The organism is Auritidibacter sp. NML130574 (assembly GCF_003185725.2).
Taxonomy (GTDB): domain Bacteria; phylum Actinomycetota; class Actinomycetes; order Actinomycetales; family Micrococcaceae; genus Auritidibacter; species Auritidibacter ignavus.
In genome coordinates this window covers 1,985,990-2,001,445 of record NZ_CP031746.1, presented here as the reverse complement: position 1 = coordinate 2,001,445, position 15,456 = coordinate 1,985,990, and the positions used below count along the sequence as shown (strand labels likewise).

The following is a 15,456-nucleotide window of genomic DNA, read 5'->3' as shown; positions in this document are numbered from 1 at the left end:
CCCGCTCCCGGCCTCGCGCACTCTGAGCGTGCCGTCGTCTTCGACGTGTTGCACGATCCAGTTCTGACGGTTCGCGACCCCAACGCTGGTGTTGTTCTTGCGCGTCTGGATCAGATCCCCGGCACCGGTGGGGGCCGTCGCTGCCGGTCGCGGTGCGGATCACCCGCACGGGAAGTCCGGGGCGTGATGCCAACGACCTGCATGTGCTCGATAGGCACGACCTCCTGACGTCCGCGCGGGCCAACACGGGTGACGGAGTGCTGCGCGAGCCAGCATCGAATCTCGGAAAGCGCGCCCTGTTGCGCCTGATCGAGAGCTTCGGAAACCTCGGGGTGGAGCGCGGCGGCGATGGAGAGCGACTTCGGAGAGGTCACGACCATCTCCATAAACCGAGGCGACCCTTGACGAGCCTCTCCAGGCAGGCGCGGCCTCCCCATCGACTCTGCCGTGACCGGGTTCACTCAGTCCACCCAACCCGCATACGTCTCCGGGTCAAGGCCCAGCTCGGCCGTCACGTTGCCAGCGCCATCGAGCGCGGCGAACTCAGCGACCGTGGTTCCCGCGCCGAGGTAGTAGTCATCGGCGCGGGAACGGTCTGCTTCGACATAGCGGCGCCCGTCAGCTCCGGTTCCCCGGAACGGGATCACGCCACCATGCACGACACTCACCACCAATATTTCCAGTACGGAAACCTGTGTATCTACCACGGTAGAATACGCCCATTCGGGAGAGATGCGGTGAGAACGTCGGAGTTCTCAGTGGATGTGCGACGTCGGACCGATGAGATCGTCGAAGGATATTAGGTGGTGCATGATATGGTGCTTGGCATGAGTATCGAGGATGTCGGAGCGCAATTGCGGCGCGGCGTTGTCGAGGCGTGTGTTCTCGGGTTGTTGAGCAAGCGCGCGATGTATGGGTGGGAGCTGTCCCAACTCCTCGTGGACGAGGGTCAGATCATCGGCGGCATCGGGACGCTCTACCCGGTGCTGACCCGCCTTCGTAAGAGCAACTACGTCACCACCTTCGATCAGCTCTCTGATGAGGGGCGGACTCGGCGCTACTACGAGCTGACCGACGCGGGGCAGGCGGCGCTGGATGCTTTCCGTCAGCAGTGGGCACACTTCGTTCCCGCCGTCACACGCCATATCACGCCCGATAGAGAGGGGAACCAGTCATGACCGCACAGACCACACTCGACACCACCGCGAGGGGGTACCTGCGCCGTGTCAGGCGACTGCTCGAAGGTACAGACCTCGAAGCCGCCTCGTCACTGCTGGAAAGCATCACCGAGGAGTTCGAGGGAGTGGACGACGTGGCCGTTCGAAGCAGGATCGAGCAGATCGGTTCACCGGAGTACGTCACCGCCGATCTACGAGCAGAGGTTGCAAACCGACCCCACGATGCGGGCTGGTACACCTGGCTGACAGCGTTCCTGGTCACCTTCGGCGGTTTCCCTCCCGCTCCTCGGATGGATCGGAGGCGTCGTACTCCTCTGGAACTCCAAGACCTGGCAGAAGCGACACCACATCATCGGTACCGCTGCCTGGCCTGTCGTGACGCTTGTCGGTGTCGAAAGTCTCGTGTCATGGGCTTTGAACGCACCCGCCGTCATCGTGACCTCAGAGCAGATAGTGAGCGCGGAGGGCACTGCGACGATCGCCGCAGAGAGCGCGCCGCTCACCGGTGTTGCCGGGTGGGACATCGGCGCCGTGCTCAGCCCCCTGCTCGGCGCGCTGCTGTTCGGCCTGCTCCTCGCCGTCGGCATCTGGCTGATCGTCGAAGGGCAACGGATCAAGCGGGGGCATCGCTAGCTTGAGGACGGAGACCATGCGGATGCCCTTCTCGTGTTGTGACATCCGGCCTATCCCTGAACGCAGGGTTCATGGGGCAAAACATGGGGCACCGAGTACGTCTTCGCATGTATCGGGAGGTGCGCGAACGCAGGTTCCTCCCCGAAAGCCGTTGATTTCATGTGGGTTTCCACCCTTTGAGGTCGGTGCCTGCCCGGACGGGGGCAAGAGATCAAGTCCCCCTCGCGCACCGTGGGAAAAGGCCTCTGACCGGAAAGAAGAGATCCGGCCGAGGTCTTTTTCGTTTAATTCTTCCCCGCCGAAGACACTGGGTGCTCGGATACTCACGCGATGTCCCACGCGTGGGCTAATGTGATGATTACCACGCGCCGAGTTGGAAGGATGAGCGCATCATGACCACTGAACGACAGTACTATCGCGTCATCGAGACGCCGGTGACTCCTTTACTCCTGGTGGCGAACGCTCAGACCGTACTGGCCGTAGAATTCGTCGACGACTCCGAAGCAGTGTTGCAGTTTCTTCAGGAACGCTTCCCGGGCGCGACGGAACGGAAATCCTCACGCGTGCTGAACCGAGCCGAGACGCAATTAGCGGAGTACTTCCAGGGCGAGCGAGAAGCGTTTACCATCCCCATAGAGCTTCCGGTAGCGGAGAACTTTTTGGCCCGCGTGCAGCGAGCCCTGCTCGATATTCCTTACGGAACGACCCTGACCTATGCGCAGGTAGCCGATCAGCTAGATGCCGAGGGTGCAGCTCGTGCGGTGGGTGCGGGTTGTTCTAGTAATCCGTTGCCGATTCTGGTGCCGTGCCACCGTGTGGTGCCCGCTTCCGGAGGGTTCGGTGGTTATCGCGGGGGAGAGGATTGGAAACGGTACCTATTAGAGCTGGAGTCCTCCGGCGATCGCCCGTTGCCTTGAGAGACACTGATCTTCACACCTCGCCCCGGAGTGAGGGGTATTCTATAGAGCAGAGGGTGTGAACGTCCTTCTTCCTCGATGTGTCGAGGATGAGCCAATGGTTATTGGCGGTTGCGGTAGTTTCCTACCGACTGCTTCCTGCGGTAGCAGGAATCGGACGCTCACCTCTCCTTCATATAAAGAACATGGTAATTGTTGGTTGTGGGCTATTGATTAACTCGGAAGGACTCTATATGCTCAAGAGCGAAGCCATTACGTAGTCTCACTCACGCGACAGACAGGATAAGTAGTTTTGAATGCCTCACAAGTGCAATGGAGTGCTCACAGCCGGGCTCTTTGGGCTAAGACCGGTGACGCCGACGCCGGCACGTGGATGAATTTGCCACGACACATGATGGATTCGGCCGCTGTGGCTGAATATTTGTGGGACAGCTGGTTGGCGCCGGGGATTAAGGATTTCTTATCGACATCAACGGGCTTGAATCTGTCTCGGCTTCGCCAACTGACGACGTTTCTCGCTGGTGTTCATGACCTGGGCAAAGCGGACCCCGTCTTTCAAACCCAGATACTCGGGCGCCAGGACGGTCAGGATTATATCGATCGCCTCGTTGAACAGGGATTTATGCTCGATTATCCCGAAGCGAACGAGGACAAATATCCTCACTCGACCGGATCATTTTACGGTCTCATGTCGCAGTTGAGTAGCCACCGTGGGTTGGCTATGGGCGAGGGCCCATTGTTGGATTCAGCTGTTCTGGCAGTCGCAGAAATAGTCGGTGCTCACCATGGATTACCGGTCTCGGCACGACAAGAGTCTCGAGCTAAGGCCTTCGCTCCCGCTAGGGACGCACAATGGGTCAGAGTTCAGCAGGAAATGATAGAGAATATCGCTGAGATAACGGGGTTCGACGTGTCTTCAGGACTGCCAGATGAGCCCGATAGTCTCGGTGCGCCTCAGCAGATGCTGTTGACCGCTCTGGTGATTATGAGCGACTGGATCGCCTCGAACCAGTTCTTTTTTCCTTTGAGTCCACCGGATGAGCAAACGTCGGAGCATCGGAGAAATGAAGCCATTGCAAAATTAGCCTTGACTGAAGCTGTACCGGCCAAGGCTTTTCCTGACGACGTAGTTGCTGGGTATCAACAACGATTTGCTTGGCCACCCGAGAGAAAGCCGCGTAATGCTCAGCGCGCGGTAGTCAAGATCGCCCGCGACATTCAAGGTCCAAAGCTCATCACGCTTGAGGCCGATACAGGAAGCGGTAAAACTGAAGCTGCACTCGCGGCAGCAGAAACTTTGGCGGCTCAAACCGGTCGTAGCGGTGTTATGGTAGCTGCCCCGACGATGGCAACGTCCGATGCGTTGTTCCGTCGGGTTAGACGTTGGGCCCAATCCTTCGTTGGTGTAGACGGTGTCGCGTCACTATATCTTGGTCACTCAAAAAACTACTTAAACCCTGACGCAGAGGAGCTTGCACAGAAGCAACGACACCTGACTGCGATCGGTGTTGACAGCAACAGTACCAACAAAGATTCTCACACGTCGCTGGCTGAAACGCCTGAAAATGTGATTGCGCATCAGTGGCTTCATGGCCGCAAGAAGGGCATTTTGTCTAATTTTGTGGTGGGCACTGTAGATCAGGTGTTGATGATGGGCCTACAGTCTAAACACGCAATGCTGAGACATCTCGGAATTGCAAGCAAAGTCGTCATCATTGACGAAGTTCATTCCTATACAAGCTACATGAACTCTTATTTATCCAGGGTTTTGATGTGGCTAGGTGCCTACCAGACACCAGTGGTATTGCTTTCGGCAACGCTACCCCACGAAGTGAAGGCTCAATTAATGGCTTCTTATCGGCAAGGGTTGACCGGAAAACCTGTCGATCCCGCTTCGGTCACGTCGTCGGGCGACTCTTATCCGGTAGTAACCGTTGCACACAAAGACGATATCGAGGTTTTTCCGGTTCACCAAGAGAACAGTCCGGGACGAGCCCTTGAATTTGAGTCTCTTGGTGAAAGATTGAACGATCTTGGCGAGGTCATGGACCAGGTGGCAGAGCACGGAGGCTGTCTCTTGGTTCTTTGCAACACTGTGACGCGTGCACAAGAAGCATACAGATTAGCGCGTGCGAAAGTTGGGGACCACGCCGAACTCTTGCACGCACGATTTATAGCGGCCCACCGAGTGTTGAAGGAACAAAACCTCGTCGATGCTCTAGGACCTTCGGAGACTGGAAGGCAAGGACGCCCTGATCGTCTTATTGTTGTGGCAACGCAAGTCGTTGAACAATCCCTCGACGTGGATTTTGATGCTCTGGTCACCGATATAGCTCCTATGGACCTGATTATTCAACGAGTTGGTCGCGTTCATCGACACGAGAGACCGGTAGGGGACAGGCCGGAATGGTCCAGAAAGCTCAAGATTGGAATTAGGGGACTTGAGGTCGACGGCGATGAGAGCAAGCCACCTGTTTTCGAGACCACCCAGGAGCTCATCTATCACAAAGCACTCCTGATGAACACCTGGGCGCTACTCAAAAACAGGGGTGGGACCCACCGTCCGTTGGTTTCCTTACCAGATGATATTCCTGACCTTGTGGCACAGACGTACGGATCGTCGTGCCTAGGCCCTGGAAGCTGGGCCGAGGAATTTGAACAAGCACGAGAAGAACTCCTATCCGCTAAAGAAGTTGCCCAGGAGAAGGCCAAGGCATTTATGTTTAAGCCTCCGTTGTCTGCGACTTCTTTTCGAGATTTATGGACGACACAGACTGCAGACATCGAGAAGAATGCCGTTTCCGAAGAAGCAGGTTTAGCTCAAGTTCGTGACACGGAACCGTCCTTGGAAGTGTGTCTGACGAGAAAAGTGAACGCGGCAAGCTATGAACTCATCACGGAGGTCTTCGGCGATGACTTCGATCCAGTGTTTCACGGGATGACTCCCGATGAGAACTGTGCGAGAGCGATTGCTGCCAGTTCCATCAGATTGCCACATGTCTTCTCCAACTGGCACTTGTTCGACAGAGCGCTCGCGGAATTAGAGGGTGCAACGGACCAGGCCTGGCAAGATTCACCCGTGCTCAGAGGGCAACTTCAATTAAACCTGGATGAAAGAAACCGCACCGAATTATGTGGCAGGCAACTTCGATACGACATCGATCTGGGACTAGTAGACGATACAGCTCAGGCTAGGAACGGAAGAGAGGAAAATGATGGGTGATCCGCACCAAACGGTGTCATTCAACCTTGTTGATCGCGCCTGGATCAAGGTCGAATTACTCGACGGCACGACTGCGCAGTTGTCCATTCGAGAGCTTTTTCAGCGAGTCACAGAAATCAGGAGAGTCCTAGGAGATTCCCCCGCTCAAGATCTCGCAGTCTTGCGAATTCTGCTGGTCATCTACTGGCGGGCCAATAGAGATGACGATTTGCTCACAAGCCTTAGGGGTGCAGATAAAAACCGGTGGTGGCGTGAGGCATACACCTTGGAAACCGTGGAGTCGTTCGGACAGGTCATTGATGAGTACCTGGATAAGTGGCATGGCCGATTTGACCTCTTTGACGCTCAGCGACCATTTATGCAGGTCCATGACCTCAGGACGCCAAAAGATGAGTACTCAGCAGGGATCAGAAAACTGGTGCCGGACGCTGAAAGTGACTATTTCACCATGCGAGCTGGAGATGAACTAACTTCTGTCCATGCTTCCGAAGCCACACGTTGGTTATTGTTCTTGCAAGCTTGGAATTATTCAGGAATCAAAAGTGGTGCCGTGGGTGACCCGCGCGTTAAAGGTGGCAAAGGGTACCCCATCGGGACCGGATGGAGCGGTGCTTCCGGGGCTATCGTCATCCATGGACCGAATCTAGCCAAGACTTTCTTACTCAACACTGTTCCAACCAAGGTGTTCGGCGACAGCATGGCCCAAGATGTTCCGGTTTGGGAACGGGATGATCCCGATACAGCGAAGACACATGGCAGAGACATTCCTCGAGGTCCGTGCGAACTCTTGACCTGGCAGATTCGACGCGTGCGCCTATTTCATCAAGGTGAAGATGTTGTTGGAATTTTGATCGCGAACGGTGACCGGATCGAACTGCGCAATCAGTTTAACGATCCTATGACGGGATATCGGTATAGCAAACAACAGTCGACGAAAAGGTCGGTTGTACGGTTTCCAAAAACCCACAATGCGTCACGAACTCTGTGGCGTGGCATCGAAGCACTGTTAACGAGGACGGGCGCGATAGAAGATTTAGACAATACTGCAGATTTGCAACCGGAGACCATTCGGTGGTTGCGCGACCCCGAAAATGGGCTCCAAGAAGATGCACAAGCGTCTGTTGGAATTGAATTGGTCGGGGTTGAATACGGTCCGCAAAGCTCGAGTTATAAGCAGACAATTCATGAAGAACTTCCGATGAAGTTGGCGACTCTGGCCGCTAGGGACGCAACCTCATCAGAGATGCTTATAACCGCTGCGCAACGAACGATGGACGTAGCAACCTCGTTAGGTCAATTCGCTGGCAACCTTCTTGAAGCAGCTGGCGGAGAGTACGCATTCAGCGCCGAAGCAACAGAGCGCTTTTTGACGGAGCTAAATGAGCCGTTCAAGAAGTGGGTGGAAAACTTTTCGCTCGACGTAGACCCTGCAGAGTACCGACAACAGTGGCTCGATCTCGTCAGGAAACTGGTTTATCCAGAGGCACAAGTGCTCGTTCGTGGCGCTGGCGAGAAAGCTCTCCTCGGATGGCATGACGAGAACGGATTGTTGAAGAGCGCCGTAACAGCCTGGGATCAATTCTCACGACGTATCAACACATTGACACAAACACAAAATAAAACTGCCGAAAATGAGGTGCAGAAGGTAGGTGCTAAATAATGACAGAAGTAACAGAATCTCGGAGTACTTCCGAGGAAACGGAAACGACGCCCACGGTTTACAAAGCCGTCAGCTCTGCAGCTTATCGGCTGGGCTCCGGACTGCTCGGAAATAATCCGCGGTCTTTATCTCATAGCCGCGCAACCCTTGCCCGACTACGCCGTGCTGCTGGAGAGCAACCGGGTGAGAATCCGATGAGCTGGGCAACTATAGCGGAAGAGGTTCTCATGAATCTTCCAGAGTCAGCAGTCGGTAAGGGGCCCGAATTATCGACCAGCGAGTGGGCTGCGGCAGTATCGATTTCCATGTTTGCCCTGCATCAGCAATCTGAGCGCAAACTCATGCACGAGCCAGGTATCGATTTAGGTAGAGCGGTAGGAACCCTAGCTCAACGGGCCGAGAGCGGTTCGATCAAGGGGCGCCTCGATGCGTTGATGGTGGCTCGTGATCCCAAGAGTTTGCAATACCACCTGCGCGCGCTCGTGAGCTTGTTGAACGCGCATCATATTCCGCAGGACTATGGTCGCCTGGCGGAAGATCTTATCCGCTTACGTCTCCCAAAACGACGTCAAGCAGTTCTTGTTCAGTGGGGGCGCTCCTACGCGCGTGCACTGCGACCTCAAAAACAAGATCACGCCAACTGAATAACACTAACTACTCCTATCTTATGAAAGGTTTGAAATGACACTTTACATTGATCTTCATGCAATTCAGACTGTGCCACCGAGCAATATCAACAGGGACGAGACAGGCGCTCCAAAGACAGCCACCTTCGGAGGTGTTCCCCGGCATCGAGTGTCTTCGCAAGCTTGGAAGCGGGCAATTCGAAAAGATTTCAAGGAACGGCTGCCTCAGGACCAACTCGGAGTTCGTACCAAGAGAGTGATCAGCAAGATTGTCGTTCGAACACAGGAGCTTGTCGTAGAACGTGGCTTGGATGAATCTGACTGGTCTGCCGAACGCATCGGAGAAATTGCAGAGGCGATTCTCAAGGCTGGAAAAATTACTGTAGAAAAGAAAGATAAAAAATCAGAAACAGATAACGAAGATTTAACAGAGCTTCCGCAAAGTCGATACTTGATCTTCTTGAGCGACCAGCAGATCACGAACGTTGCTCGCGCAATTTTGGAAGACCCCGATCAAAAATGGACCAAGAAAGTGGTGGACCCGCTACTTGATCAGGACCACTCTGTTGATATCGCTATGTTTGGTCGCATGATTGCAGATGAGCCAGCGTATAACGTAGACGCAGCAGTCCAGGTGGCACATGCCATAGGCGTTGGACCCTCGGAACCGGAGTTTGATTACTTTACTGCGGTGGATGATGAGGTCGAAGATGCGGAGGAGACCGGGGCTGGCATGATCGGCACCGTGCAAATGATGTCCTCAACTCTCTATCGATATGCCACCGTTTCCGTGGATAGTTTGCTTGCAAACCTTGGTGACGCAGAGGTCACGAAAGCGGCTGTTGAAGCATTTATCCAGGCGTTTATTCAATCGCTGCCTTCCGGGAAAATCAACACCTTCGCAAATCAGACTCTTCCCGAGCTGGTGGTGGTGTCACTTCGAAATGACCGCCCGGTGTCTTACGTGAACGCATTTGAAGAACCCGTGCTGGGGGACGCAGACGGAGGACGTCGACACGAGACTGTTCGCCGGCTGGTCGACGAAGAACGTGGTCTGGAAGAAATGTATGGGATGTCCCCAACTAAATCTTGGGTGCTCGCCGCTCGCTCGATCGCGGAGACCGCTACCCAACTCGGTGAATTGTCGACTCTTTCAGAATTGGTCGGCAACGTGCGTTTCGAATTGGATGCTTATCTATGAGTAAGTGTTTGTTATTACAGTTCAAAGGCCCTCTCCAATCATGGGGCGCAGACAGTAGATATGGAATCAGACAGACTCACCACGTGCCGACTAAATCAGGAACGCTGGGGCTACTTGCTGCCGCGCAAGGACGGCGAAGGTCAGATTCGTTAGAGGATTTAGTGGCTCTGGATTTCGGAGTACGGGTGGACCAGCCTGGCTCGCTACTTCGGGACTACCAAACCGCAATCGATTGGAATAAGCAAAGTAACGCGAGACTGTCCCAGCGTTATTACCTTGCTGACGCCTTGTTCGTAGTTTCTATTGGTGGGGAGGAACAGGTTCTCAGACGCCTAGAAGATGCTGTTCGTGCTCCGGTTTTCCCGCTGTATCTGGGAAGGCGGAATTGTCCAGTTTCTCCTGACTTGGTCATTGGTATACGGGATGGCGACGTCGAAGAAGTTCTCCGGTCTCAGCCTTGGATGGCCTCACAGCGTCATAAGAAAACCCGGCCGAAAACCGTGGAACTTCCTCTCTACCGTGATGCGTTGCAGAGCGAGATAGTTGAAGAACGAGTGCGAGATATTCCGGTCAGTTTCGACCAGACTTTCCGAGACTATCGTTGGAGGACCGTGACTTCGCCGGCACCCGTTAATGTCGAAAATGAATTTGGGACAGTTCTAAAGGATCCCTTTTGGGAAGCGGTGATCGACGCATGACGTTTTTGAGCAGAATCTACATTAACCCGCGGACTCGAGGGGGAAGGCTCTTTCTCACCAACCGTCAAGCAATGCACGCTGCTGTGGAAGGTTGTTTTCCGCCTGACGGCATCGATAAGTCCACAGGAAGGGTGCTATGGCGTCTTGACAAAGACAGATACCGACAAACGCTTTACGTGGTTAGTCCCATTAAGCCAGATATGAGACACATCGTGGAGCAAGCAGGATGGGATGGTCAGGAATGGGATACAGCAGACTATTCAACTTTTCTAAGCAAGTTGGATAACGGACAAAAATGGGCTTTTCGGTTGGTCGCAAACCCAGTTAAAGCGCTGAGCCGAGGTGAAGGCAAGCGTGGCAAGATCGTGCCACACGTTGGCGTTGAGCATCAGAAGCGTTGGCTACTGGAGCGAGCACACAAGCATGGTTTCTCACTGAATGTCCAAGACGGCGCAGGTGCGATACCGGACCTTGCGGTTACGGAACGGCTAGACCATCGTTTTGCAAAGTCTCGAGTATCCGGGACGAATCGCGCTCGCCAACGTATTACTCTGCGTCTCGTTCAGTTCGATGGATCGTTGACCGTAGAAAACGCTGACGAATTGCGCGAAGTTCTTGTCCAAGGTATCGGTCGTGGCCGTGCCTATGGGGGAGGTCTGTTGACTCTGCGACGAATTGAGCCGAATGGCCTCAGTTAGTAAGAAAAAGTTAGAAGCGCCCGATGTTGCACGCGTGTCGGACCGCTTGTCATTCATTTATCTTGAGCGTTGTGTCGTGCACCGCGATGCAAATGCTATTACGGCGACGGACAATGCGGGAGTGGTGCATCTTCCTGCTGCCTCTTTAGGCGTCTTGATGCTGGGCCCCGGAACTCGGGTGTCCTATGCGGCCATGGCGCTACTCGGAGATAGCGGTGTTAGCGTCGTCTGGGTTGGGGAGAACGGCGTCCGTTACTATGCGAATGGCCGTTCGTTAGCCCGTTCCACCAGACTTCTTGAGAAACAGGCAAAACTAGTCTCAAATAGCCGAACTCGTCTTGCAGTTGCCCGAAAAATGTATGACATGCGGTTTCCGGGCGAAAACGTGTCTTCATTAACGATGCAACAGCTCAGAGGGCGGGAAGGAGCTCGTGTACGCTCTGCTTATCGATGGCATGCGAGTCGATACGATATGTCCTGGGAAAGGCGGTCTTTTGATCCGGAAGATTTTGATGCTTCGGATGATTTGAATAAAGCGCTGACAGCTGGCAATAGTTGCATGTACGGAATAGTACATTCTGTCATCGTGGCGCTTGGGTGCTCGCCTGGTCTAGGGTTTGTGCACAATGGAAATGACCGTTCGTTCGTGTACGACATTGCTGATCTGTACAAAACTGACATCGTTGTTCCGATTGCCTTCGAAGTTGCCTCAAGACAAGGAGCCGACCTCACGGGTGACGTGAGACGAGAAATTCGTAACGCAGTGGTTTCTCACCGTCTGCTTGAACGCTGCGCCCGGGATATTGCCTATCTTCTCGAAGAGGAAGTAGGTGATATGCAGTGGATGCAGGACGATAATTTGTCGCTCTGGGCTGGTATTTCTGACCGTAAGGTCGCAGGTGGTCTTAATTATGGGAGCCCCGGATGATGGTGCTTGTTCTGACGGCCGCGCCGACGTCATTACGTGGAGATATCACCAAGTGGCTTTTGGAGATTAGCCCGGGCGTGTATGTGGGCAACCCATCTCGTAGGGTGCGAGAAAAACTCTGGGAGCGGGTGACTGAACACGTTGGGACAGGTAAGGCGATACTCGTTCATAGCTCGGATGGAGAACAAAAGTTAGCCTTCAAGCTGCACGGTCATCCTTGGCAGGTCAAGGACTTCGATGGGGTGAAACTCGTGAAGCGTCCCAAGACCTATGAGATTACAGCATCGGAGAAGAGATCATGGAGTATTGCGAGAATAAGTGAGAAAGCAAAACGGCCTGCATGGCGTAAAGAATTTGAGTAAAGTGAATGCATCTGTGCTATGAAGACGGAGTTCTTCCTAGTCAGGAAGTGTGTTCCCCGCGCGAGCGGGGATGAGCCCAGGATGGTCTTGGTCTCCCACTCGGTTTGCCCGTGTTCCCCGCGCGAGCGGGGATGAGCCCCTTCCGAAGTCAACGACTGTTATTACTCAGAGGTGTTCCCCGCGCGAGCGGGGATGAGCCCTGGTCACGGACCGTGTTGGCGCAGTGGTAGCAGTGTTCCCCGCGCGAGCGGGGATGAGCCCCTGCTAGCTGATGTGCTACCACAGATCAAAACGTGTTCCCCGCGCGAGCGGGGATGAGCCCACTCACGGTTGATGGGCGTGAACGTGAAGTGAGTGTTCCCCGCGCGAGCGGGGATGAGCCCAGGTTATTCCACACCCACTGAAAAAAGTCACCGTGTTCCCCGCGCGAGCGGGGATGAGCCTGAGAGCACTGAGGTTTCCCTGGTCCAGTTTCGGTGTTCCCCGCGCGAGCGGGGATGAGCCACCGGCCTGAATCATCTGCTCTTCAAGCTTGTCAGTGTTCCCCGCGCGAGCGGGGATGAGCCCCACTGGTGCTTATCACGCGAATACTCCAAAAAGTGTTCCCCGCGCGAGCGGGGATGAGCCCATGACACGGTTGGCACGCACCGCATCAAGGAAGTGTTCCCCGCGCGAGCGGGGATGAGCCCGGGAGCTGTCTCGCAGGTTAGGCAGGCTTGAGGTGTTCCCCGCGCGAGCGGGGATGAGCCCGTTGCCCAAATGGTGAAACCCGGTGATATTCGGTGTTCCCCGCGCGAGCGGGGATGAGCCGACGACATGATCGGGTGGATACGGTACATGCAAGTGTTCCCCGCGCGAGCGGGGATGAGCCCCTGTCGTGGTACGCACGCTACCGAATAGAAAAGTGTTCCCCGCGCGAGCGGGGATGAGCCCTTTTGTTCCTTGGGCGATTTGTTCCGACGAGAGTGTTCCCCGCGCGAGCGGGGATGAGCCGGACGCGCTGGCGGTGTGGCGTGAAGTGTGGGCGTGTTCCCCGCGCGAGCGGGGATGAGCCCAGCTCATGCAAGCCGGACGCGAGTTCTGGGAGGTGTTCCCCGCGCGAGCGGGGATGAGCCCGGAAAACATCGCATGATACGAAGGATTCTGCGGTGTTCCCCGCGCGAGCGGGGATGAGCCCTTGTCGATGATCCCCTCCGCTGGTCCTTATCAGTGTTCCCCGCGCGAGCGGGGATGAGCCGGGTATTATGCATCCGTAGAGTCAGGTCATCACGTGTTCCCCGCGCGAGCGGGGATGAGCCCCCTTGCCAAAACATTTTCAAGAGCCTGCTTTTGTGTTCCCCGCGCGAGCGGGGATGAGCCCCCTTGCCGGATTTGTTGTGCTTTGTCGCCTTCGTGTTCCCCGCGCGAGCGGGGATGAGCCCACCACCGTCCGCGTACCATCCTCGCCGGTTGTGTGTTCCCCGCGCGAGCGGGGATGAGCCCTTGGCATTATGCTCTTTCGTAACCTCGGCACGGTGTTCCCCGCGCGAGCGGGGATGAGCCCTGATTATATTCACTAATAGGCTCCTTACGACCGTGTTCCCCGCGCGAGCGGGGATGAGCCCAGCATCGAACAATTACTGATCGTGCGCACCTGGTGTTCCCCGCGCGAGCGGGGATGAGCCCGTAGGTGACACCATCGATGGGCAATTTTAGAGGTGTTCCCCGCGCGAGCGGGGATGAGCCCAGCTAACAGAGATGTGGCCAAACCGCCAGCTGGTGTTCCCCGCGCGAGCGGGGATGAGCCCCAGCTGAACCACGCTGGGAACTACCGGCCGTGGTGTTCCCCGCGCGAGCGGGGATGAGCCCTGGGATCGCGTGGCAACACAAGTCCTACCTAGGTGTTCCCCGCGCGAGCGGGGATGAGCCCGACACAGACACGCGTTTATTCACGACCGGCGCGTGTTCCCCGCGCGAGCGGGGATGAGCCCCGATAATGCCCGCTTGTAATAGACGGTTGCCGGTGTTCCCCGCGCGAGCGGGGATGAGCCGGTGCGGCGCGATGTGCGGGGGTTGGAAGCCGGGTGTTCCCCGCGCGAGCGGGGATGAGCCCACCAAACACTGAAAAAGAAGAACCGCCCCACAGTGTTCCCCGCGCGAGCGGGGATGAGCCCGCGCCAAGCAAAAGCTCAACCACTGGCATAAGGTGTTCCCCGCGCGAGCGGGGATGAGCCCCAGCGACCAGGCACCGAGGGGCAGAAGCAAGAGTGTTCCCCGCGCGAGCGGGGATGAGCCCGCTCCTCACGCGCCAGCGGGTCCGCTAAGGCGGTGTTCCCCGCGCGAGCGGGGATGAGCCCGCCACTGGACGGTCCACGAAGGCGGGAAAAACGTGTTCCCCGCGCGAGCGGGGATGAGCCCCCGGATGGTTCGACCGAGCCGATCTATGAATGGTGTTCCCCGCGCGAGCGGGGATGAGCCCCACGCTGGGAACTACCGGCCGTGCGGTGACGGGTGTTCCCCGCGCGAGCGGGGATGAGCCGTTGTGCGTGTGTCCGCTGGTGGTGTGACCCGTTGTGTTCCCCGCGCGAGCGGGGATGAGCCCGATCATCGCGTATTCACCGATGGCACCTTGGAGTGTTCCCCGCGCGAGCGGGGATGAGCCCAACCAGACAACAAAAAGCGCGACCCCTACCCGGTGTTCCCCGCGCGAGCGGGGATGAGCCCAACTCACAGACTTACGGCAGGCAATCACGAACGTGTTCCCCGCGCGAGCGGGGATGAGCCCCCCAACCAAGGTCTCGGCAGGCTCTCCGACACGTGTTCCCCGCGCGAGCGGGGATGAGCCCGCTTTCTCAGTGCGCACAGACGGTGTTACGCCGTGTTCCCCGCGCGAGCGGGGATGAGCCCACGCTGGGGCACCCCGGAAGCACGCCAAGTACGTGTTCCCCGCGCGAGCGGGGATGAGCCCGCATACCTGGGCTGATCGCGGAAGACGTCGCCGTGTTCCCCGCGCGAGCGGGGATGAGCCCAGTACACGACTTGCCAGTGGGTGGCAAGTCCGGTGTTCCCCGCGCGAGCGGGGATGAGCCCGATCCCTGACTGCCCCTACGACGCCAGCAGCAGTGTTCCCCGCGCGAGCGGGGATGAGCCTACACGGTCCGCCAAATGGGGCGACGCCGAGAAGTGTTCCCCGCGCGAGCGGGGATGAGCCGTCGAGGAGAAGACTCAGGCCGAGCAAGAGGAGGTGTTCCCCGCGCGAGCGGGGATGAGCCCGTGCCGGTTTCGCAGGCCTGGTACTCGTAGCAGTGTTCCCCGCGCGAGCGGGGATGAGCCCTGCCCAGCATCGAGACCCT

13 protein-coding genes and 1 CRISPR repeat array (1 of these 14 running past the window's edge) are annotated in these 15,456 nt (G+C 56.7%); of the genes, 10 read left to right on the top strand and 3 right to left on the bottom strand.

Annotated elements, in window-relative coordinates; translation table 11 throughout:
• Positions 1-110: 110 nt before the first annotated feature.
• Positions 111-461: a relaxase domain-containing protein gene (locus DCC27_RS09065; RefSeq protein WP_110099222.1), complete on the bottom strand. Its 351-nt coding sequence runs from the start codon at positions 459-461 to the stop codon at positions 111-113.
• Entirely contained in the window at positions 462-707 is a 246-nt protein-coding gene (locus tag DCC27_RS09060; RefSeq protein WP_148707532.1) for a hypothetical protein, read from the bottom strand.
• 120 nt (positions 708-827) lie between these two features.
• Here DCC27_RS09060 and DCC27_RS09055 point away from each other — a divergent pair, with 120 nt between their 5' ends.
• A complete protein-coding gene (locus DCC27_RS09055) occupies positions 828-1,178 on the top strand; it encodes a PadR family transcriptional regulator (protein WP_110099283.1) in 351 nt (116 codons plus the stop codon).
• 441 nt (positions 1,179-1,619) lie between these two features.
• On the opposite strand, the gene DCC27_RS09050 is transcribed toward DCC27_RS09055, so the two are convergent.
• Entirely contained in the window at positions 1,620-1,856 is a 237-nt protein-coding gene (locus DCC27_RS09050) for a hypothetical protein (protein WP_110101476.1), read from the bottom strand.
• A gap of 347 nt (positions 1,857-2,203) precedes the next feature.
• Between DCC27_RS09050 and DCC27_RS09045 the strand changes: the two genes are divergently transcribed.
• From DCC27_RS09045 to cas2e, 9 genes are all read left to right on the top strand, one after another.
• The gene (locus tag DCC27_RS09045; RefSeq protein ID WP_110110710.1) at positions 2,204-2,728 is read left to right on the top strand and encodes a methylated-DNA--[protein]-cysteine S-methyltransferase; all 525 of its coding nucleotides are present in this window, start codon (positions 2,204-2,206) and stop codon (positions 2,726-2,728) included.
• Between the two features lie 307 nt (positions 2,729-3,035).
• Complete coding sequence (cas3, locus tag DCC27_RS09040; protein WP_110110709.1) at positions 3,036-5,951, top strand: CRISPR-associated helicase Cas3'; 2,916 nt, start codon at positions 3,036-3,038, stop codon at positions 5,949-5,951.
• Positions 5,941-7,611, top strand: a complete 1,671-nt coding sequence (casA, locus tag DCC27_RS09035; RefSeq protein ID WP_110110708.1) for a type I-E CRISPR-associated protein Cse1/CasA — start codon at positions 5,941-5,943, stop codon at positions 7,609-7,611. Before cas3 ends, casA begins: the two co-directional genes overlap by 11 nt.
• Entirely contained in the window at positions 7,611-8,255 is a 645-nt protein-coding gene (gene casB, locus DCC27_RS09030) for a type I-E CRISPR-associated protein Cse2/CasB (RefSeq protein WP_110110707.1), read from the top strand. The genes casA and casB overlap by 1 nt, the downstream gene beginning before the upstream one ends.
• Before the next feature lie 37 nt (positions 8,256-8,292).
• Entirely contained in the window at positions 8,293-9,438 is a 1,146-nt protein-coding gene (gene cas7e, locus DCC27_RS09025; protein WP_110110706.1) for a type I-E CRISPR-associated protein Cas7/Cse4/CasC, read from the top strand.
• Complete coding sequence (gene cas5e / locus DCC27_RS09020) at positions 9,435-10,136, top strand: type I-E CRISPR-associated protein Cas5/CasD (protein WP_110110705.1); 702 nt, start codon at positions 9,435-9,437, stop codon at positions 10,134-10,136. The genes cas7e and cas5e overlap by 4 nt, the downstream gene beginning before the upstream one ends.
• Positions 10,133-10,834 carry a type I-E CRISPR-associated protein Cas6/Cse3/CasE gene (gene cas6e, locus DCC27_RS09015; RefSeq protein ID WP_110110704.1) on the top strand — a complete coding sequence of 234 codons (702 nt, stop codon included), beginning with the start codon at positions 10,133-10,135 and terminating at the stop codon, positions 10,832-10,834. Before cas5e ends, cas6e begins: the two co-directional genes overlap by 4 nt.
• Positions 10,821-11,762, top strand: coding sequence for a type I-E CRISPR-associated endonuclease Cas1e (gene cas1e / locus DCC27_RS09010; protein ID WP_110110703.1), 942 nt, complete (start codon positions 10,821-10,823; stop codon positions 11,760-11,762). Before cas6e ends, cas1e begins: the two co-directional genes overlap by 14 nt.
• Positions 11,759-12,124, top strand: a complete 366-nt coding sequence (cas2e, locus tag DCC27_RS09005; protein WP_110110702.1) for a type I-E CRISPR-associated endoribonuclease Cas2e — start codon at positions 11,759-11,761, stop codon at positions 12,122-12,124. The genes cas1e and cas2e overlap by 4 nt, the downstream gene beginning before the upstream one ends.
• A gap of 49 nt (positions 12,125-12,173) precedes the next feature.
• Positions 12,174-15,456: a CRISPR direct-repeat array (repeat unit 29 nt; unit sequence GTGTTCCCCGCGCGAGCGGGGATGAGCCC); it runs 285 nt beyond the window's last position.